Source organism: Pseudomonas sp. PVC-3-1 (genome assembly GCF_057444315.1).
Genome location: NZ_CM172023.1, coordinates 2,853,631 through 2,872,860 on the forward strand (window position 1 = coordinate 2,853,631; position 19,230 = coordinate 2,872,860).

At 65.9% G+C, this 19,230-nt stretch carries 14 protein-coding genes and 2 pseudogenes; 10 read left to right on the forward strand and 6 right to left on the reverse strand.

Annotation, left to right across the window (positions count from 1 at the left end):
* Positions 1-9: 9 nt before the first annotated feature.
* From AC2T4A_RS13400 to AC2T4A_RS13415, 4 genes are all read left to right on the forward strand, one after another.
* Positions 10-969, forward strand: a complete 960-nt coding sequence (locus AC2T4A_RS13400) for a DMT family transporter (RefSeq protein WP_416745203.1) — start codon at positions 10-12, stop codon at positions 967-969.
* 188 nt (positions 970-1,157) lie between these two features.
* On the forward strand, positions 1,158-1,679 hold the full coding sequence (locus tag AC2T4A_RS13405) for an RNA polymerase sigma factor (protein WP_478379792.1): 522 nt from the start codon (positions 1,158-1,160) through the stop codon (positions 1,677-1,679).
* Complete coding sequence (locus tag AC2T4A_RS13410; RefSeq protein ID WP_486743483.1) at positions 1,676-2,626, forward strand: FecR family protein; 951 nt, start codon at positions 1,676-1,678, stop codon at positions 2,624-2,626. The genes AC2T4A_RS13405 and AC2T4A_RS13410 overlap by 4 nt, the downstream gene beginning before the upstream one ends.
* 325 nt (positions 2,627-2,951) lie before the next feature.
* The gene (locus AC2T4A_RS13415; protein ID WP_486743484.1) at positions 2,952-5,510 is read left to right on the forward strand and encodes a TonB-dependent receptor; all 2,559 of its coding nucleotides are present in this window, start codon (positions 2,952-2,954) and stop codon (positions 5,508-5,510) included.
* A 167-nt stretch (positions 5,511-5,677) separates the two neighbouring features.
* On the opposite strand, the gene aqpZ is transcribed toward AC2T4A_RS13415, so the two are convergent.
* The 4 genes and pseudogenes from aqpZ to AC2T4A_RS13435 form a co-directional block, all read right to left on the reverse strand.
* Complete coding sequence (gene aqpZ, locus AC2T4A_RS13420; protein WP_416745199.1) at positions 5,678-6,361, reverse strand: aquaporin Z; 684 nt, start codon at positions 6,359-6,361, stop codon at positions 5,678-5,680.
* A gap of 171 nt (positions 6,362-6,532) precedes the next feature.
* A pseudogene (locus tag AC2T4A_RS13425) lies at positions 6,533-7,156 on the reverse strand (NAD(P)H-dependent oxidoreductase).
* Positions 7,149-8,543, reverse strand: a complete 1,395-nt coding sequence (locus AC2T4A_RS13430; RefSeq protein WP_486743485.1) for a class II fumarate hydratase — start codon at positions 8,541-8,543, stop codon at positions 7,149-7,151. The pseudogene AC2T4A_RS13425 and the gene AC2T4A_RS13430 overlap by 8 nt, the downstream one beginning before the upstream one ends.
* 106 nt (positions 8,544-8,649) lie before the next feature.
* Positions 8,650-9,663, reverse strand: coding sequence for a DUF2804 domain-containing protein (locus AC2T4A_RS13435; RefSeq protein WP_486743486.1), 1,014 nt, complete (start codon positions 9,661-9,663; stop codon positions 8,650-8,652).
* A gap of 121 nt (positions 9,664-9,784) precedes the next feature.
* Between AC2T4A_RS13435 and AC2T4A_RS13440 the strand changes: the two are divergent.
* From AC2T4A_RS13440 to AC2T4A_RS13460, 5 genes and pseudogenes are all read left to right on the forward strand, one after another.
* Positions 9,785-10,343 (forward strand): annotated as a pseudogene (locus AC2T4A_RS13440) (DUF2059 domain-containing protein).
* A 60-nt stretch (positions 10,344-10,403) separates the two neighbouring features.
* Positions 10,404-10,715: a BolA family protein gene (locus AC2T4A_RS13445; protein ID WP_416745195.1), complete on the forward strand. Its 312-nt coding sequence runs from the start codon at positions 10,404-10,406 to the stop codon at positions 10,713-10,715.
* 165 nt (positions 10,716-10,880) lie between these two features.
* A complete protein-coding gene (gene trhO / locus AC2T4A_RS13450; RefSeq protein WP_486743487.1) occupies positions 10,881-11,816 on the forward strand; it encodes an oxygen-dependent tRNA uridine(34) hydroxylase TrhO in 936 nt (311 codons plus the stop codon).
* A 3-nt stretch (positions 11,817-11,819) separates the two neighbouring features.
* A complete protein-coding gene (locus tag AC2T4A_RS13455) occupies positions 11,820-12,455 on the forward strand; it encodes a DsbA family protein (protein ID WP_416745193.1) in 636 nt (211 codons plus the stop codon).
* Positions 12,448-14,241, forward strand: a complete 1,794-nt coding sequence (locus AC2T4A_RS13460) for an ABC transporter ATP-binding protein (protein WP_486743488.1) — start codon at positions 12,448-12,450, stop codon at positions 14,239-14,241. Before AC2T4A_RS13455 ends, AC2T4A_RS13460 begins: the two co-directional genes overlap by 8 nt.
* Here the strand turns inward: AC2T4A_RS13460 and AC2T4A_RS13465 are convergent, their stop codons facing one another.
* Entirely contained in the window at positions 14,242-15,129 is an 888-nt protein-coding gene (locus AC2T4A_RS13465) for a class I SAM-dependent methyltransferase (RefSeq protein WP_486743489.1), read from the reverse strand.
* Positions 15,130-15,260: 131 nt separating this feature from the next.
* A complete protein-coding gene (locus AC2T4A_RS13470; RefSeq protein ID WP_486743490.1) occupies positions 15,261-16,364 on the reverse strand; it encodes a helix-turn-helix transcriptional regulator in 1,104 nt (367 codons plus the stop codon).
* A gap of 378 nt (positions 16,365-16,742) precedes the next feature.
* On the opposite strand from AC2T4A_RS13470, the gene AC2T4A_RS13475 reads away from it, so the two are divergent.
* Positions 16,743-19,193 (forward strand): EAL domain-containing protein, encoded by a 2,451-nt coding sequence (locus AC2T4A_RS13475; protein WP_416745642.1) that lies wholly within the window; start codon positions 16,743-16,745, stop codon positions 19,191-19,193.
* Positions 19,194-19,230 lie beyond the last annotated feature (37 nt).

Consider the following 19,230-nt stretch of genomic DNA (forward strand, 5'->3'; position numbering starts at 1 on the left):
GAGGCACTCATGCACGTTTCATCCGGCCGCTGGCAATTCGGCCTGTTCCTGGCCCTGGTCACCGCCGTCCTCTGGGGCATCCTGCCGATCAAGCTCAAGGAAGTCCTGAAGGTCATGGACCCGATCACCGTCACCTGGTTTCGCCTGGTGGTGTCCGGTGGCCTGCTGCTCATCTACCTGGGCTTTACCCGCCAGTTGCCACGCTTCTCGCCATTGGGCAAGCGCGGCAAGGGGCTGGTGCTTATCGCCATCCTCGGCCTGACCGGCAACTACGTGTGCTACCTGATCGGCTTGCGCATGCTCACGCCGGGCACCACCCAGTTGGTGATCCAGATCGCGCCGATCCTCCTGCTGCTGGGCAGCCTGTTTGTCTTCAAGGAAAGCTTCAGCATTGGCCAGGCTCTGGGGCTCGCGGTGCTGATTGCAGGTTTCGGGCTGTTCTTCAACCAGCGCCTGGCCGAGCTGTTCGGCTCGCTCGGCGAGTACACCACCGGCGTGCTGATCGTGGTATTCGCCGCCTTCATCTGGACCTTCTATGGTCTTGCGCAAAAGCAGTTGCTGACCCAGTGGACCTCGGTACAGGTGATGATGGTGATCTACCTGGGCTGCGGCGCGTTGCTCACGCCCTGGGCGCATCCGCTTGAAGCGCTGGACCTCTCGCCGCTGCAGGGCTGGCTGCTGCTGGCCTGCTGCCTGAACACCCTGGTGGCCTACGGCGCCTTCGCCGAGGCGCTGGCGCACTGGGAAGCCTCACGGGTCAGCGCGACCCTGGCGATTACGCCGCTGGTGACCTTCGCGTCGGTGGCGCTGGCCGCGTCCCTTTGGCCCGAATTCGTGCTGCCCGAAGACCTCAACGGCCTCGCCTATGTCGGTGCACTGCTGGTGGTCACCGGTTCGGCGCTCACCGCACTGGCGCCGTCGCTGTTGCGCAGCTACCGGGCGCGAAGGACGCGCATCGCCAACGTCTGAGTCCCCCAAGGCCGCCGCAAGGCGGCCTTTTGCTGGCCGTCTCGCTCATCCGACTTCAATTTCGCAAATGATATGTATTATCATTTGTGTAATTCGATAGTTGTCGAGGCCCCAACGCCTCGGTTCTGGGGGCGACGTGGTAGTGGGCAAGCGTGGGGCAGGGCGGCGACGCCGGGAGGCGTGCGTCGATGGATGAGCGCTTTTCCCGTTCAGTGTCCCAGGCCTATCGCTCCTTCCACGGCGAGCTCCTGCGCTTCCTGCGCAAGCAACTGGGCAGCTCGGCGGACGCCGCCGACCTCGCCCAGGACGCCTTTGCCCAATGGCTCAAGTCTTCCTCGCGGCATGAAGTCGAGCAGCCGCGCGCCTTCCTGTTCCAGGTCGCGCGCAACCTGCTGCGCGATCACTGGCAGCGCTCCCGGCGCTTCACCAGCGAGGCGGAAACGGCCAGCGACACCGACCAGCAACCGGCCGCCGAAGGGGGCGAACCCGTGGTGCAGTTCGAGCGACAACGTTACCTTCGGCAGCTTTCCCAGGCGCTGGACAGCCTCCCGCCACGTCGCCGCGAGGCCTTCATCCTGCACAAGTTCGACGGCCTGTCGCAGCCCGAGGTGGCGCGGCGCATGGGGATTTCACTGAGCATGGTGGAGAAGCACGTCGCCAGTGCGCTATTGCATTGCAAGCGGCACGTTCAGGGTGAGGGCGAAGCATGACGCCGCAAGAGGAACGCCAGCGGGTGATCGACGAACTGGCCGCCAAGTGGTTCAGCCGCCAGCGCTCGGGCGCCTGCGATGCCCGTGAGCGCCGAGCGTTCGCCGACTGGCTGGCGGAAGATCCGGCCCATGATTCGGCCTACCGCGAGATCGAGCAGTTGTGGAGCGATCTCGACCTAGTGCGTCGCCCAGCCACCGCGCCGCGTCGTCGCTCCGGTCTGCCCTGGCGCGGGCTCGCCGCTGCCAGTGTGTTCTGCGCGGCATTGTTGCTGGCCAACGACTTCAGCGGCGGCCGCCTGGCTGATCCGCAGCAGGTGCAATCCACCGCGCCGGGCGAGCAGCGCGAGGTGACGCTGAACGACGGCACTCGAGTATTCCTGGCGGCGGATTCGGCACTGCGGGTGGATTACTCGGACGGCTTGCGCGATGTGCAACTGTTGCGCGGCGAGGCTTATTTCGAAGTGACCCGCGACACCGATCGACCTTTCCGCGTGACCGCCGGCGATAGTCGGGTGCGGGTGCTCGGCACCGGTTTCGATGTACGCCGCGAGGACGACGGGCTGACCGTCGCCGTGCGTCACGGCAAGGTAGCGTTGCAGGCGCAGCTCGCTGCGCCGGGCGAGCAGACGCTGACGGCGGGCGACCGTGCCCGGTTGCCCGGCGGGGCAGGGGAGGCGCAGGTCGATCGCATACCGGTTGCCTCCATCGCCGCGTGGCGCGACGGCATGCTCGCCTTCCGCAACCAGCCTCTGGGCGCGCTGGTGGATGAGTTGTCGCAATACCGCGCTGCACCCATTCGCCTGGGTGACGAGCGGCTGGCGCGCAAACCCATCTCCGGCAACGTGCGCCTGGCCCGCCCGGACGACTTCCTCGCCGCCTTGCCGGTGCTGCTGGATGTGCGTGTGCAGCGCAAGGCCGACGGCAGCGTCGTCATCCTCCCCCGCTGATTCCTATGCCCTTGTAGGAGCGAGCTTGCTCGCGAACGGATTTGCCCGCAGCGCCGGAGCCGGGCTGGTTCGCGAGCGAGCTCCTACAGGGGGCTTCGGTACCGCCATGAGCTCAGGCGCGTGGGGCCTGATGCCAATTGTTCGGCCCGAGTGGGGGCAAGCCCATCGCGGACGGAGTCCGCTCCTACCCAACCGGATCACACGTGCTGCAAATCTTTCTTGAGAAATATTTTTATTTGCAGGTGTGGGTTTTTCTCGAATGAGGGTCTTCCCCGTCATTCGCTGCGAAACGCGCAGCGCTTTTCGACCCTGGGGAGGGCTTTGCATGCAGTCTCGTTTCAACTTCCCGTTCGCGCGCCCGCTGGGCTGTGCCGTGCTGCTCGGCAGCCTGATGATGGCCGAGTACAGCCGCGCCGCCGACTGGCAGGTCGACCTGCCGGCACAATCGCTGAGCGAATCCATCGGCAGCCTGTCGCAGCAGGCCGGTGTGCAGGTGCTCTATGACGCCGCCCAACTGGACGGTCTCAAGGCGCCAGCGGTGAGCGGCCGCTACAGCGTGCGGGAAGCGCTGGAGCATCTGCTCAAGGGCTCTTCGCTGGAGCTGGTGGAGGCGGGCGACGGTTTCGTCGTGCGGCGTTCGGGCAAGGTCGACAAGTTCAGCGACAACGCCATCGAACTGGATTCGCAGACCATCGTCGGTAGCGGCCTGTCGGTGGACTCGAGCAACGTCGGCCGTTCGACCCTGACCCGCAAGGACATCGAGCGCATCCAGGCCGACAACATTCCCACCCTGCTGCAGACCCTGCCCGGCGTGACCATGGGCGGCTCGCCCAAGCCGGGGGGGCAGACTGTGAATATCTGGGGCCTGGGCGATGCCGAGGACGTGCCCTTCACCCTCGATGGCGCGCCCAAGAGCGGCTTCGAGCGTTACCAGCAGGGCACCGTGTTCATCGAGCCGGAGCTGATCAAGCGCATCGAGGTGGAGAAGGGGCCGCACTCGGTCTACAACGGCAACGGCGGCTTCGGCGGTACCGTGCACATGGAGACCAAGGACGCTCCGGACATGCTGCGCGATGACCAGAACGTTGGCGCCATGCTCAAGTACGGCTACCACTCCAACGACCAGCAGAAGATCTACAGCGGCGCTGTCTACGGCCGCACCGAGGACCGCAAGGTCGACGCGCTGGCCTACCTGACCGCCCGCGATGGCCGCGACATCAAGCTCGCCGGGCACATTCCCGACCCGAACAACAACTACCCGATCAACCCCAGTCGCCTGCCCAACAGCGCCCAGGACCTGGACGCCGGGCTGTTCAAGCTGAACCTGCACCCCAACCTCGACAACGACATCAGCCTGGCCTACAGCCGCTCCCACAGCACGCGCTGGACGCCGTTCTCCTCGGCCTCCTACCCGACGCCGCCGACCCAGTCGAGCATCGACCGCTATGGCTACGAGGCCGCGCTCAAGCGTCTGCTGGCGCATCGCGACACCACGGACACCACCTGGTCCGGCAAGTACGAATACCACCCCATCGACAACCCGCTGATCGACCTGATGGTGCAGTACTCCGAGTCGCACATCGACCAGACCGACGAGCGCAATCCGGACGCCTTCTTCCAGGTCTCCACCGGTGGCCGCAAGATGGACACCGACTACAAGGACAAGGTACTCGAGCTGCGCAACACCAGCCTGTTCGCCACCGGCCCGGTGCAGCACGCGCTCACCGTGGGCACGCAGTTCCACCGCCACACCCGCACCACGGACATGTATATCCCCGGTTCGACGTACAACACCGCGCGCTACAACTACGGGCACTTCCAGCCGACCTTCATGCCCAGCGGCAAGCAGAACACCAACAGCGCCTACATCCAGGACGCGCTGACCCTGGGCAGCGTGACCATCACCCCGTCGCTGCGCTTCGACCACGTGCGCAACCAGGGCAAGGACAACGACGCGCCGATCTACAACAACGCAGCGCAAGGCCACGATTACAGCTCGCAGACCTACAGCGGCTGGTCGCCGCGCCTGTCGCTGTTCTGGACCGCCACCGAGCGGCTGGGCTTCTTCGCCGACTACAGCCGCACCTGGCGCGCGCCGGTGATCGACGAGATGTACGAGGTGCAGAACAGCAGCACGGTCAGCGCTACCAGCCGCGACCTCGACCCCGAGCGCATTCATGCGCTGCGCTTCGGCTCACTGGTCAACCTGCCGGACCTGTTCATCAACGGCGACAACCTGCAGGTGCGGACCACGCTGTTCCAGAACAAGATCAAGGACGAGATCTTTCGCACCCGCAGCGTCGGTTGCGAACAGCAGGCCATCGACAACGGCACCATCTCCAGCAGCTGCGGCGACTACCTGCCGCTCTCCAACTACCGCAACCTGCCGGGCGTGACCTACAAGGGCTTCGAGATCGAGAGCTTCTACGACAGCCCGTGGCTGTTCGGCGGGCTGTCCTATTCGTGGGTGACCGGCAAGCACGACGGCGCCTACAGCAACCCATGGGGCCCGAACGTGTGGGCGCGCGACGTGCCGCCGGCCAAGTGGGTTGCGACCCTGGGCACCAAGATTCCGGCGTGGGATGCGCAGATCGGCTGGCAGGGCGAGTTCGTGCGCCAGACCGACCGCCTGCCCAGCGACAAGTATTCCGGCGGCATGGGCACCAGCGTCGGCGACATCTTCTGGGACCAGACGGTCAACGACAGCTACGACACCCAGCGTGTGTTCGCCAGCTGGAAGCCGCGTCGCCTGGGCCTGGAAAACACCGAGCTGAACTTCACCGTGGACAACCTGTTCAACCGTGACTATCACCCGGCGCTGGCCGGCGACAGCGTCTACAGCCAGGGCCGCAACGCCAAGTTCAGCCTCACCCAGTACTTCTGAGACGCTCCCCGTCGACTGTAGGAGCGAGCTTGCTCACGAACCCGCCCAGCTTCGGTGCCGCTGGGAAAACCGTTCGCGAGCAAGCTCGCTCCTACAGGCTGCCTTGGCAGGTTCAACACCAACGAAAACGGGCGCCCGAAGGCGCCCGTTCTTATCACCGCAAAGGATCAGGCCGAAGCCGGACGCACCACGCGGTAAACCAGAGCACCGATCACGCCGCCCACCAGCGGGCCGACCCAGAACAGCCACAGCTGCTTCATGAACAGCGGGTCGGCAAAGATCGCTACGCCCAGGCTGCGCGCCGGGTTCACCGAGGTGTTGTCGATTGGAATGCTGATCAGGTGGATCAGCGTCAGGGTCAGGCCGATGGCGATCGGCGCGAAGCCTGCCGGGGCCAGCTTGGCATCGGTGGCGCCCATGATCACGAAGAGGAAGAACGCGGTCAGCAGCACCTCGGTGACCAGCGCCGAGATCATGCTGTAGTGGTCCGGCGAGCCTTCACCGAAGCCGTTGGCGGCGAAGCCGGCCAGTGCATCGAAGCCCGGCTTGCCGGACGCGATGTAGAACAGCACGGCACCGGCGAGCACGCCGCCGATGACCTGGGCAATGATGTAGGGAATCAGTTCAGCGGTACGGAAGCGGCCGCCAGCCCACAGGCCAAGGCTGACCGCGGGGTTGAGGTGGCAGCCGGAGATCGGGCCGATGGCGTAGGCCATGGTCACGACCGTCAGGCCGAAGGCCAGGGCGACACCCAGCACGCCAATGGCGTGGGCCGCGAAGATGGCGCTGCCGCAACCACCGAACACCAGCCAGAACGTGCCGATCATTTCGGCGGATAGTTTGCGAAGCATGCTGCCTCCAGAGGCAAGAGGAACCCCGGATTGGGGCGAACGCATGCTAGGGAAGTCGCAGGTTGGCGCGGTGTAGGCGGTTTCCCAATGTGTTGGGAAAGCCTTCTGAACGCGCAGGATTGTAGGTCGACGGCGAGGCGGACAACGCCTCGCGCGTCATCCGCCGTCGTCTCAGACCTGCGTACCCAACTGTTCCGCCCGGCGCAGCCAGCCCTGCCGTTGCTCCTCGCCGGAGCCGCGCACCGGGCTGAATTCCTCCAGGTGGTGCAGGGCGATGCCGCAGGGTGCAAGGATTCAGCGGGTCATCTGCCGGTGAGCCGGGGCGCCCTGGCGCAGGCGGTAATGCCAGTGGGTCTGGTCGTGGCTCACCAGCAGGTCGGCGCTGCGCCCGCCCAGCAGTGGCTCGAACTCGCGGGACTCCATCGAGCGGTAGCGGAAGGCGAAGCCCGGCTGCAGTACGCGGTCGAAGAAGCCCTGCAACAGTGCGGGCAGGCCGCCCCACCAGATCGGATAGACGAAGGCGATGTGCTGCGCCCAGTGGATCTGCCGCTGGGCTTCAAGCACGTCCGGCTCCAGGTTCTGGCTCTGTTCGTAGCCGCCGCGCAGCACCGGGTCGAAGTTCATCTCGCCGAGCTTGAGCATATGCACCACGTGGCCCTTGGCGCGCGCGCCGTGGGCGTAGGCATCGGCCACCGCATGGCAGAAACCGCCGGGTTTGGGCGAGCCCAGCACCAGCAGCACGCGCTTGCCGTCGCCTTCCAACGGGGTGGCGCCGGAGCGCGTCGGCTCAGCCATTCTGCCCGGCCTCCAGCATGGTCTCCGGACGCACCCACTGGTCGAACTCGGCGTCGGTCAGGTAGCCCAGCTCCAGCGAGGCTTCGCGCAGGGTCTTGCCTTCGGCGTAGGCCTTCTTGGCGATCTCGGCGGCTTTGTCGTAGCCGATGTGCGGGTTCAGCGCGGTCACCAGCATCAGGCCGCGGTCCAGGTGCTCGCGCATCTTTGCCGCGTCCGGCTCCATACCGGCGATGCAGTGGGTGTTGAAGTTGCGGCAGCCGTCGGCCAGCAGGCGAGCGGATTCCAGCAGGTTGTGGATGATCACCGGTTTGTAGACGTTGAGCTGCAGGTGGCCCTGGCTGGCGGCGAAGGTGATCGCGGCATCGTTGCCGAAGACCTGGCAGGCGAGCATCGACAGCGCCTCGCATTGGGTCGGGTTGACCTTGCCGGGCATGATCGAGGAGCCCGGTTCGTTGGCCGGCAGCTTTACTTCGGCAAAACCCGCGCGCGGGCCGGAGCCGAGCAGGCGCAGGTCGTTGGCGATTTTCATCAGCGCCACGGCAAGGGTCTTCATGGCCCCGGCCAGGGTTACCAGCGGTTCATGGCCGGCGAGGGCGGCGAACTTGTTCGGCGCGGAGACGAAGGGCAGGCCGGAGAGGTCGGCCAGCTCGGCGGCGATGGCGTCGGCAAACTCCTTGGGTGCGTTCAGCCCGGTGCCGACGGCGGTGCCGCCCTGGGCCAGCTCGTACACCGCCGGCAGTGCCGCGCGCAGGGCGCGCTCGGCGTAGTCCAGCTGCGCGACGAAAGCGGAAAGCTCCTGGCCGAAGGTGACGGGGGTTGCGTCCATCAGGTGGGTGCGCCCGGTCTTCACCAGGTTGGCGTGGCGCGCGGCCTGCTGGGCGAGGCCACCGCTGAGCTCGGCGATGGCCGGCAGCAGGTCGTTCTGTACCGCTTGCACGGCGGCGATGTGCATGGCGGTGGGGAAGCTGTCGTTGGAACTCTGCGCGCGGTTCACGTGGTCGTTGGGGTGCACCGGTTTCTTGCCGCCGCGGCCGTTGCCGGCAATCTCGTTGGCGCGCCCGGCGATCACCTCGTTGACGTTCATGTTGCTCTGGGTGCCGCTGCCGGTCTGCCAGACGACGAGGGGGAATTGCTCGTCGTGCTCGCCCGCCAGCACTTCGTCGGCGGCTTCCTCGATCAGGCTGGTGATGTTCTCGGGCAGCTCGCCCAACTGCGCATTGACCCGCGCGGCGGCCTTCTTGATCAGCGCCAGGGCATGCACCACGGCCAGCGGCATGCGCTGCCCGCCGATGGCGAAGTTCTCCAGCGAGCGCTGGGTCTGCGCGCCCCAGTAAGCATCGTCGGGGACTTCGATGGGGCCCAGGCTGTCGGTTTCGGTGCGGCTCATGGTGCTTCTCCGGAATAGGGTCTCGGCCAGTTTAGGCCGCTACGGGGCTTCCGGGTTCCACTCTGGCTCAATGGCCGTGATAGAGCGGTTTCAGTGGCGAGTACGGTTACCAGCGTGCGTGGGTGGCGCCGATCCAGCCGAGTGCGCCGTTGACCGGTACCAGTTCGCCGCCGGCTTCGCGCAGGGCCCCGTCGAAGCGGCCGAACCATTGGCTGGTCTCGGCGAACAGCGGGCCCAGGCGTGGGCAGGCGCGGTGCAGCTTGCGCGGGGTGAAGGTGAGGTCGACGCGCTTGTCGGCTCCGCGCAGTTGCCAGGGCGACAGTGGGTCGTGCGGCACCTGGCGGATATCCACGACGCCAGCCAGTGGCTGCAGCTCGCCGCCGAACCACAGGGCGTTCTCGCTCAGGTGGCTGTTTTCCGTCCATCCGGCGCCGAAATTGCCGGCGATGCCGCCGGGCGCGGCAAAGGCGGCGCGGGTCCATTGGGTATTGAACGGCCAGACGCCCCGGCCGAAATCCAGCGCGGCGAAGCTCTGGCCCTCGCTGCAGCGGTAGGTCCGGTGGCCGAGGGTCAGGCTGCCGCTGATCGGCAGGCCCATCTGCCGGCTGCAGGCGTGGAAGCACTTGCCGCTCATGGGCACCACCAGGTTGACCGATTCCAGGTGCGCCGGGCGCTGTACTTCCAGGGAGAGGTTCAGCGGCTGGCCGCCCAGGTTCGGCGCGCAGGCGGTGATGCGCAATTGGCCCGGCTGCTCGTCGAAGCCCAGGCTCAGCTGGCCATGCTCGAAGCGATGGCTCTGGTTCGGCGTATCTGGCAGATGGCAGCCCAGGCCGAAGGGGCTGAACTGGGTGCGGTGCACCGACTGACCGGTTTCCAGGTCGAGGAAATACACGGCGCCGTAGCCCAGGTAGTCGAGGTCGGCGATGGTGATCGAGAGCATCCAGCCCGGCGCGTTGATGCACCAGTGGTTCCAGCGTTTGCGCCGGCCGACGTTGCCTGAGAGCTGGCAGAGCGTCTGCGGCCGCGACGACCAGCCCACGGCCGCGCTGTTCAGGCGGCCGCGCGCATCGCACAGGGGCGGCGCGGCGGCGAGCGTCGGCGGGTGGGTGAGGGTGTTCATCGGTCACATCCATGTGGCAACGCGCCGCAGCATGACGTTTCATGAACTGTCCTACAAGAGAAGCCGATCACTTCCCGGCCATTTGGCGGTCTCTTGAGCGCATTCCGAACTTAGGCGCAGAATGGCGGGTCCCACCCGGACACCCTTCAGACTCACAGGACTGCCCCATGACCGTTCTTCGTTCCCTCTGCACCGCAGCACTTCTGGTTGGCTTCAGTTCCGTGGCACTGGCTGACGCCAACGCCGAGGCGGAGAAATTCCTCAAGCAGGTCCATGCCGACAAGCTGACCGTGCCGGTCTACGCGCAAGTCCAGCAGATGCTCGCCCAGCGCTTCGCCCAGGCCAAGGCGCCGGACAGCAAGAAGGCCGTGCTCGACCGCTACCAGGCCAAGGCCAACGCCGAACTGGACCGCGCGGTGGGTTGGGACAAGCTCAAGCCCGATCTGGTCAAGCTCTACACCAGCAACTTCAGCGAATCCGAGCTCAAGCAGCTGAACGATTTCTACGCATCCCCCCTGGGCCGCAAGGTGCTGGAGAAGATGCCGCGCCTGACCGCCGAATCCGCCCAGCTGACCCAGGCCAAACTGCAGACCGCCGTGGAGCCGGTGAACAAGCTGATGGCCGACATGGACAAGGAACTGGGCGTGAAGGCCCCGGCCGCTCCGGCCAAGAAGCCCTGATCCAGACCCTGTATCATTGCCTGAATCGTACTGACTGCCTGATTGCCAGCGAGACCCGACATGAGCATGCGTGACCGTATCCAGACCGCCCTGAGCGCCCTCGAACCCCAGCACCTCGACGTACTGGACGAGAGCCACATGCACAGCCGCGGACAGGAAACACACTACAAGGCCGTGATCGTCAGCCCGGTGTTCGCCGGGCTGAACGCGGTGAAACGGCATCAGAAGGTCTACGCCACGCTCGGCGATCTGATGAGCCAGTTCCACGCCCTGGCCATGCACACCTACACCCCCGAGGAGTGGGCGCAGCAGGGCGCGGCGCCGGATTCGCCGACTTGCCGCGGCGGCAGCAAGCACGATCTTCCGCATTGATCGGCTGCCGGATGCGGGCTGCGTCCCGCTCCGGTAGAATGCGACACCCAGCGCCGGCTTCTGCCGGCGCTGTCATTTTCAGCTGTCGATCAGCTTTTGTTTCCAAACTGTCTGTTCCAAAGAAACCCGGTCCGCCCTTTACGCGGGCGACCACTGGAGTGATGCATGACCACCGAAAGAATCGTCGTCGCGGCGTTGTACAAGTTCGTCTCCCTGCCCGACTACGTCGCTCTGCGCGAACCCCTGCTGCAGGCCCTGCTGGATAATGGCGTGAAGGGCACCCTGCTGCTCGCCGAGGAAGGTATCAACGGCACCGTCTCCGGCACCCGCGCCGGCATCGACGGCCTGCTCGCCTGGCTGCGCAACGACCCGCGCCTGGCCGATGTCGACCACAAGGAGTCCTACTGCGACGAGCAACCCTTCTACCGCACCAAGGTCAAGCTGAAGAAGGAAATCGTCACTCTCGGCGTGCCGGGTGTGGACCCGAACGCCAAGGTCGGCACCTACGTCGAGCCCAAGGACTGGAACGCGCTGATCTCCGATCCGGAAGTGCTGCTGATCGACACCCGCAACGACTACGAAGTGGCCATTGGTACCTTCGAAGGCGCCATTGACCCGCAGACCAAGTCGTTCCGCGAGTTCCCCGACTACATCCGCGAGCATTACGACCCGGCGAAACACAAGAAGGTCGCCATGTTCTGCACCGGCGGCATCCGCTGCGAGAAGGCCTCGAGCTACATGCTCAGCGAAGGTTTCGAAGAGGTCTTCCACCTCAAGGGCGGCATCCTCAAGTACCTGGAGGAAGTGCCCGAGGCCGAGACCCTCTGGCGCGGCGACTGCTTCGTGTTCGACAACCGCGTGACCGTGCGCCATGACCTGACCGAAGGCGATTACGATCAGTGCCATGCCTGCCGCAACCCGATTTCGGCAGAGGATCGCGCCTCTGAACATTACGCACCGGGCGTCAGTTGCCCGCACTGCTGGGACACGTTGTCGGAGAAGACCCGCGCCAGCGCGCGTGAGCGGCAGAAGCAGATCGAACTGGCGCGCCAGCGCAACCAGCCGCACCCCATTGGCCGTGATCCCCGCGCGGAGAACTGATCCATGACCAGCCGCCTGCTCTACGTGATGGACCCGATGTGCTCCTGGTGCTGGGGTTTTGCCCCGGTGGCCGGGAAGCTGGTGGAGCAGGCGCGCGCCTCAGGTACGCCGCTGGCGCTGGTAATGGGCGGGCTGCGCACGGGGCAGGGCGCGGCGCTGGAGCCGACCACCAAGCGCTACATCCTCGAACACTGGCATGCGGTTCATGACGCCACCGGCCAGCCGTTCCGCTTTGAGAACGCCTTGCCCGACGGCTTCGTCTACGACACCGAGCCGGCTTGCCGCGCGGTGGTCACCGCGCGTCGCCTGGACGAAGACTGCGCCTGGGCGCTGGTAGGTGAGATCCAGCGCGCCTTCTACGCCGAGGGTCGCGACGTTACCCAGGCCGGCGTGCTCACCGAGCTGGCTGAACAGGTCGGCCTGCCGCGTATCGAGTTTGCCGAAGCCTTCGACAGCCAGGACAACCACCTGGCGACCCTCGCCGACTTCTCCTGGGCCCGCGATCTGGGCATCGCTGGGTTCCCCACGCTGTTGGCCGAGCGCGATGGCCAACTGGCCCTGCTGACCAACGGCTACCAGCCACTGGGCGAACTGGCCCCGTTGCTCGAGCGCTGGCTGGAGCGCGGGCGGCATGCCTGAGCTGTCCGCTGACCGCCTGAGCTGGGCGGAAATTCGCCGGCTCGCTTTCCGCCATCGCAAGGCCCTGCTCCTCGCCAACCTGGTTGCCGTGCTGGCGACCGCCTGCAGCGTGCCGATCCCGCTGTTGCTGCCGCTGCTGGTGGACGAAGTGCTGCTGGGCAAGGGTGACGCCGCCCTGCAGGTGATGAACCACTGGCTGCCCGAAGGCTGGCACAAGCCCGCCGGCTACATCGGCCTGATGCTGCTGGTCACCCTGGTGCTGCGCAGCAGCGCGCTGGTGTTCAACGTGCTGCAGGCCAAGCTGTTCGCCCGGCTGTCCAAGGACGTGGTGTACCGCATCCGCCTGCGCCTGATCGAACGGCTGAAACGCATCGCCCTGGGCGAATACGAGACCCTCGGCGGCGGCTCGGTCAGCGCGCACCTGGTGACCGATCTCGACACCCTCGACAAGTTCGTCGGCGACACCCTGAGCCGCTTCCTGGTGGCGCTGCTGACCCTCTGCGGCACCGCCGGCATCCTGATCTGGATGCACTGGAAGCTGGCGCTGCTGATCCTGCTGTTCAACCCGCTGGTGATCTTCGCCACGGTGCAGTTGGGCAAGCGCGTGAAGCACCTGAAGAAGCTGGAGAACGACAGCACTTCGCGCTTTACCCAGGCGCTGACCGAAACCCTCGAAGCCATTCAGGAAGTGCGCGCCGGCAACCGCCAGGGCTTCTTCCTCGGCCGCCTCGGCGTGCGCGCCCGTGAAGTGCGCGACTACGCCGTCGCCTCGCAGTGGAAAAGCGATGCCGCCGGGCGTGCCAGCGGATTGCTGTTCCAGTTTGGCATTGACCTGTTCCGCGCCGCCGCGATGGTTACCGTGCTGTTTTCCGACCTGTCCATCGGCCAGATGCTGGCGGTGTTCAGCTACCTCTGGTTCATGATCGGCCCGGTGGAGCAATTGCTCAGCCTGCAGTACGCCTATTACGCCGCCGGCGGCGCGCTGACCCGTATCAATGAACTGCTGGCCCGCGCTGACGAGCCGCAGTACGAGCACCGCCGCGATCCCTTCGTCGGCCAGACCAGCGTCGGCATCCAGGTGCGCGACCTGAGTTTCGCCTACCGCGACGAACTCGTGCTTGATGGGGTCGACCTGGACATCGCCCCCGGCGAGAAGGTCGCCATCGTCGGCGCCAGCGGCGGCGGCAAGAGCACCCTGGTGCAGTTGCTGCTGGGCCTCTACCAGCCGCAATCGGGGACCATCCGCTATGGCGGCGCGGCACTGGAGGAGATTGGCCTGGACTGCGTGCGCGAGCATGTCGCCGTGGTCCTGCAACATCCGGCGCTGTTCAACGACACGGTGCGCGCCAACCTGACCATGGGCCGCGAGCGTGGCGATGAAGCCTGCTGGCGCGCGCTGGAAGTGGCGCAGCTGGCGGACACCATCCGTGCTCTGCCGCAGGGGCTGGACAGCGTGGTCGGGCGCTCCGGCGTACGCCTCTCCGGCGGCCAGCGGCAGCGCCTGGCGATTGCCCGCATGGTGCTCGCCGAACCCAGGGTGGTGATCCTCGACGAGGCTACCTCGGCACTGGATGCCGCCACCGAGTATGCCTTGCACCAGGCCCTCGAGCGCTTCCTCGAAGGCCGCACCACGCTGATCATCGCCCACCGCCTGTCTGCGGTGAAACAGGCCGACCGCGTGCTGGTGTTCGACGGCGGGCGCATCGCAGAGGACGGCGATCACCAGCAGTTGATCGCCGAAGGCGGGCTCTACGCCCGCCTGTACGGCCACCTGCAGCAGAGTTGATCAGCCGTAGCGGGTGACTTCGAGGAAGGCCACGCAATTGCCCAGGTCGTGGAAGACCCGCGCGCTGCCGATGTCGTTGTAGGGAATACCCAGCAGCAGGTCGAGCAGGGTGGCGTCGCTGCGATAGTGCGGACGCCAGTCCAGCAGGCCTTCGAGGTAGGCGATATCTGGCACGCCGGGCAGGAAGTTGCCCATCAGCAGGCGTCCACCGGGCAGCAGGCGGGCGAACAGGTTGCGGGTCAGGTCGCGGGCGTCGTGGTCGTCCAGTATCTCGTACAGGCCCGCCGAATAGATCAGGTCGAAATGGAGCAGGTCCTGGCGCCCGTAGAACAGGTCATCCAGGGTGCACTGCTGGGTCTGGATGCCCAATGCGGCGTAGCTGGCTTCCACCGTCTGCAGGGACAGCGCCTGCGCATCCACGGCGGTGAATTCGAGGAAGCGGCCGTGGCGCAGCGAACGCGCCAGTTCGACTTCACGCAGGTGCCCGCAGCCCACGCAGAGGATGCGCGCCTGGCCGTTGAGCTGGTCGCAGCAGCGGTCGATCTCCCGCGCCAGCAACTGGCGGCGCGAGCGCAGCGCGCGGGAGGCAGGGGCGGAGCTGGCGTAGCGGAACAGCTCCTCCGTAGGGCCGTCGGGCAGCAGCGAGCGCAAGGTGCTGTCGATGCCATAGAGGTAGTCCATCAGCACGGCGTTGCCGGCGCCTTCACCCATAGGCCGTTCACGCCGTCGGGCAAAGGGCACCACGCGCGGGGATTGCGCGGGCGGCGCGCTGCCCGCGGCGAGGGCCAGCAGGTCGGTCTCGTCATCCCGGAGGTGACGCAGCTGCTGTTCGAGTTGCTCGATGGCTTCGGTTAGCGAGTTCGGATTCTGCTGAGTGCCCTTGTCCATTGCCGTCCACCTGGGATGCCCGCTCAGTGAAGAAGAAAGCGCCACCGGCCGCCCTGGCCGGTGATCCGTCCAACACCTTAGGAGCCGCTTGGCCCCAGGCCATCATCTGAATGAATGACGGCCATGAAATTTCAGCGCTGCCCGAGCCGTACCAGCAGGCTGACCAGTTCGGCCTGGCGACTGGTGTGGGTCTTGCGGAACAGCCCGCGCAGTTGGCTGCGCACTGTGTTGATCGAGGTGCCGAGCTGGTCGGAGCATTGCTCCGGCGTCAGCCCGCGCACCAGCAGGTCGCCCAGGCGTTGCTCGGCCGGGGTGAGGCCGAATAGTTCGCCCAGCAGCCGGCTTTGGCGGTGCGCGTCAAGCAGCGCCAGCAGCACCAGCGGGCGCTGGAAGGGCTGGTTGAAGCTCGCCTCGGCGGGCACCGGGGTGACCAGCAGTTCCTGCCCTGTGCCATCGCCCAGCGGCAGCCACCCGGCCTTGCCCTTGCCGGTGCGGGGCGCAGCCTGGCGCACCAGGGCCTGGAGTCTGGCGTCGTGCTGGCGCAAGTGCAGGCGGCCGAAGACTTCATGGAACAACCCGGCGCGCAGCCCGAGCCGCTGCTGTGCGGCCTGGTTGGCGTAGAGCACGCGGGTGTTGCCTTCCAGCAGCCAAAGCGGCGTGGGGTGCTGGTCGAGCAGCAGATCGCGGTGGGCCAGTTGCTGGCGCATCTCGTCGATGCGTCCGAACATCCGAGCGGCGCGGATCAGGTGCTCGCTCAGGCGGGTCAGCAGGGCCTGTTCCCGGGCGTCGGGGTAGCGAGCACCGAGGCTGGTCAGCACCGACAGGTAGACGCCGGAGTTGGCTTGTTCGTTGAGCTTCAGGCAGGACACGTTGTGCATGCCATTGGGGCGCTGGAATTCCTGGTAGTACGGGTCGCGGGCCATACGCTGCGGGCCGTATTCCTCGCGGTCGTGGTACCAGCGGCCGACAGGGCGGTGGAGCATGAAACCCTTGGATGGGTCGATGGTGCAGAACTCGCGGTTGTAGGTCTCGATGGCGCCGGGATCACAGAGGTTGATCTCGCTGGCCAGTGCGCCGCTCTCGGTCTGGTCCCAGAACAACAGGGCGCCCTGCTGGCGGCCGCTGGCGGAAATCAGCTCGGTGAGCAGCGGCAGCCAGTTCGCCTCGTCGAGCACGCACTCGTAGGTCAGGCCCACCAGACGGTCATAGCGAATGTTCAGATCGCGCCGTGGCATGGCTGCTCCGTCCCTTGCTTGCGGATTGCATTTTCCACCGTGGGCTTTTCACCTTGCAGAATGCACTTTGCAGATTGCACGATCGTCTGAGGTATGGCACATCGCCTTCGCTGTCGCAAGGCCACTAATCGGCTCTTTCCGAGGGGGACTTCGGCAGGCGACGGAAGGTGTTTTAAGGGGGGGCGCATCACTTTTCCGCCGGGCGGCGGGCCATCAGCCGACCAAGCGTCATGGCTCATGGTTTGTGGATTTCCCGCGATCGGCTAGAAGTTAAGGAAGGGGCGGCCTGGCAGAGAAGTCCCCGAGGCGGAGTGGAAGCTCCTCCCCTGTGGCCTGGCAGGAATCAGAAGAAGGAAGTCGAAACTGGTTATGGATGCAATGGGACTGTTGCCGACCCGGCGTACGACGCGTCTGCTCAAGCTGGTCTGGCCGTTCATGGTCGTGGTCCTGCTGCAGACGCTGATCGGCAGCGGCAGCTTCTTTATTCTCTCCGGCGTGCGCGCCTATGTGGGCGGCGAGAGCCTCTGGTCCAAGGGCCAGAAGGACGCCATCCATTACCTGCAACTCTATGGCCAGAGCCGCGACACGGCGGATTACGAGCGCTACCGCACCGCCATCGCCATTCCCCAGGGCGACCGTACCTTCCGCGTCGCCCTCGACCTCAGCCAACCCGATCTGGAACTGGCCCGCGCCGGCGCCCTGCAGGGCGGCATCCATCCCGACGATGTCGGTGCACTGATCTGGCTGTACCGCTATTTCCACGAGTACAGCTACTTCGACCAGGCCGTGAAGATGTGGGTTATTGGCGACGCCTATCTCGACCAGTTGGAACTGCTGTCCGATGAGATGAACGCGAAGATCCGCGCCAACGACGTCCGCCCTGGCGACCTGAGCTACTGGAACAGCCGCATCCAGGCCATCAACGATGGTGTCACACCGGCCGCCATGGCCTTCTCTGCCGCGCTCGGGCAGGGCTCGCGGATGATCATGTGGGTGCTGCTGATCACCAACGGCGTCACCGGCCTTGCGCTGATCCTCCTGGCCGTCTGGCGCACGCGCATCCTGCTGCATCAGCAGCGCGCCTTCGAAAGCGCGCTGGACACCGAGAAGGAGCGCGCGCAGACCACCCTGGCAGCCATCGGGGACGGTGTGGTCACCCTCGACGAATACGAATGCATCGCCTATTTCAACCCGGCGGCGGAACGTCTGATCGGTTGGGACAACTCCATGGCCGTCGGCCTGCCGCTGCGTTCGCTACTGCGGGTACTCGACGAGAACTCCCAGGCCGAGGGGCTGCCGCTGGTGGGGCAGATTCTGCGTGGCGAGGTGGACGGCGGCAGCGAGACCAGCAAGCTGATCCAGCGCCTGGACGGCACCAGCGTGGCGGTGACCCTGGTGGCTACGCCCATCCACGCCGATGGCCGGGTGGTCGGCGTGGTGCTGGTGCTGCACGACATGACCCGCGAGCGCCAGTACATGGCCAGCCTGTCCTGGCAGGCGACCCACGACGCGCTGACCGGCCTGACCAACCGCCGCGAATTCGAATTCCGCCTCAAGCAGGCCCTGGAAAGCTCGGCCGATGCCCACGACCAGCATTCGCTGATGTACCTGGACCTGGACCAGTTCAAGTTGGTCAACGACACCTGCGGCCACGCCGCCGGCGACGAACTGCTGCGCCAGGTCTGCTCTGTACTGCAGCAGTGCCTGCGCGATGGCGACACACTGGCGCGCCTGGGCGGCGACGAGTTCGGCATCCTCCTGGAACATTGCCCGCCGGACATGGCGGTGCAGATCGCTGAGCGCATCCGCCTCACCGTGCAAGCATTGCACTTCATGTGGGAAGGCCGTGGCTTCAACATCACCGTGAGCATCGGCGTGGTGCATATCTCCGCCATGCTGGTATCGGTGGAGGAAGCCCTGCGCTGCGCCGACATGGCCTGCTACATGGCCAAGGAAAAGGGCCGTAACCGCGCCCAGGTGTTCCGTCCGGACGATACCGAGCTGTCCAACCGCGTCGGCGAGATGGCCTGGGTGCAGCGCATCCGCCTGGCCCTGGAGGAGGAACGTTTCTGCCTCTTCGCCCAGGCGATATTCCCGGTCGACGAGCGAGTGACGGAGGGCGCGCACGTCGAACTGCTGCTGCGCCTGAACGACGAGTGCGGCCGGCTGGTCGCGCCGATCAACTTCATCCCCGCCGCCGAACGCTACGGCTTGATGCCGGACATCGATCGCTGGGTGGTCGAGAACGCCTTCCGGACCCTGGCCGAGCGCATCGCCGAGGGCGGTTACGAACCGATCCACACCTGCGCCATCAACCTTTCCGGCGCTACCATCGGTGACGACACCTTCCTCGACTTCCTCCGCGAGGTGCAGCCGCGCTACCGCATCGAACCGTCGAGCGTGTGCTTCGAGATCACCGAGACCAGCGCCATTGCCAACCTGGTCAACGCCACGCGGTTCATCCAGGAGCTCAAGGCTCTGGGTTACCGCTTCTCCCTGGACGACTTCTGCGCCGGGATGTCCTCCTTCGTCTATCTCAAGCACCTGCCGGTGGACTACCTGAAGATCGATGGCAGTTTCATCAAGGACATGCTCGAAGACCCCATCGATCGCGCCATGGTCCAGGTGATCAACCAGATCGGCCATGTGATGGGCAAACGCACCGTGGCGGAGTTCGTCGAGACGCAGGAAATCCTCGAAGTCCTGCGCGAAATAGGCATCGATTACGCCCAGGGCTACGGCCTGGCGCGGCCGCAACCCTTCAATCGGAGCTTCCTGCGTGAGACGCACGTCGCAGCCGTAGCATCGGACACAACCTCCGGACGGTGACGTGAAGCCAGGACAGGACTAACCTGAGGCCTGAATT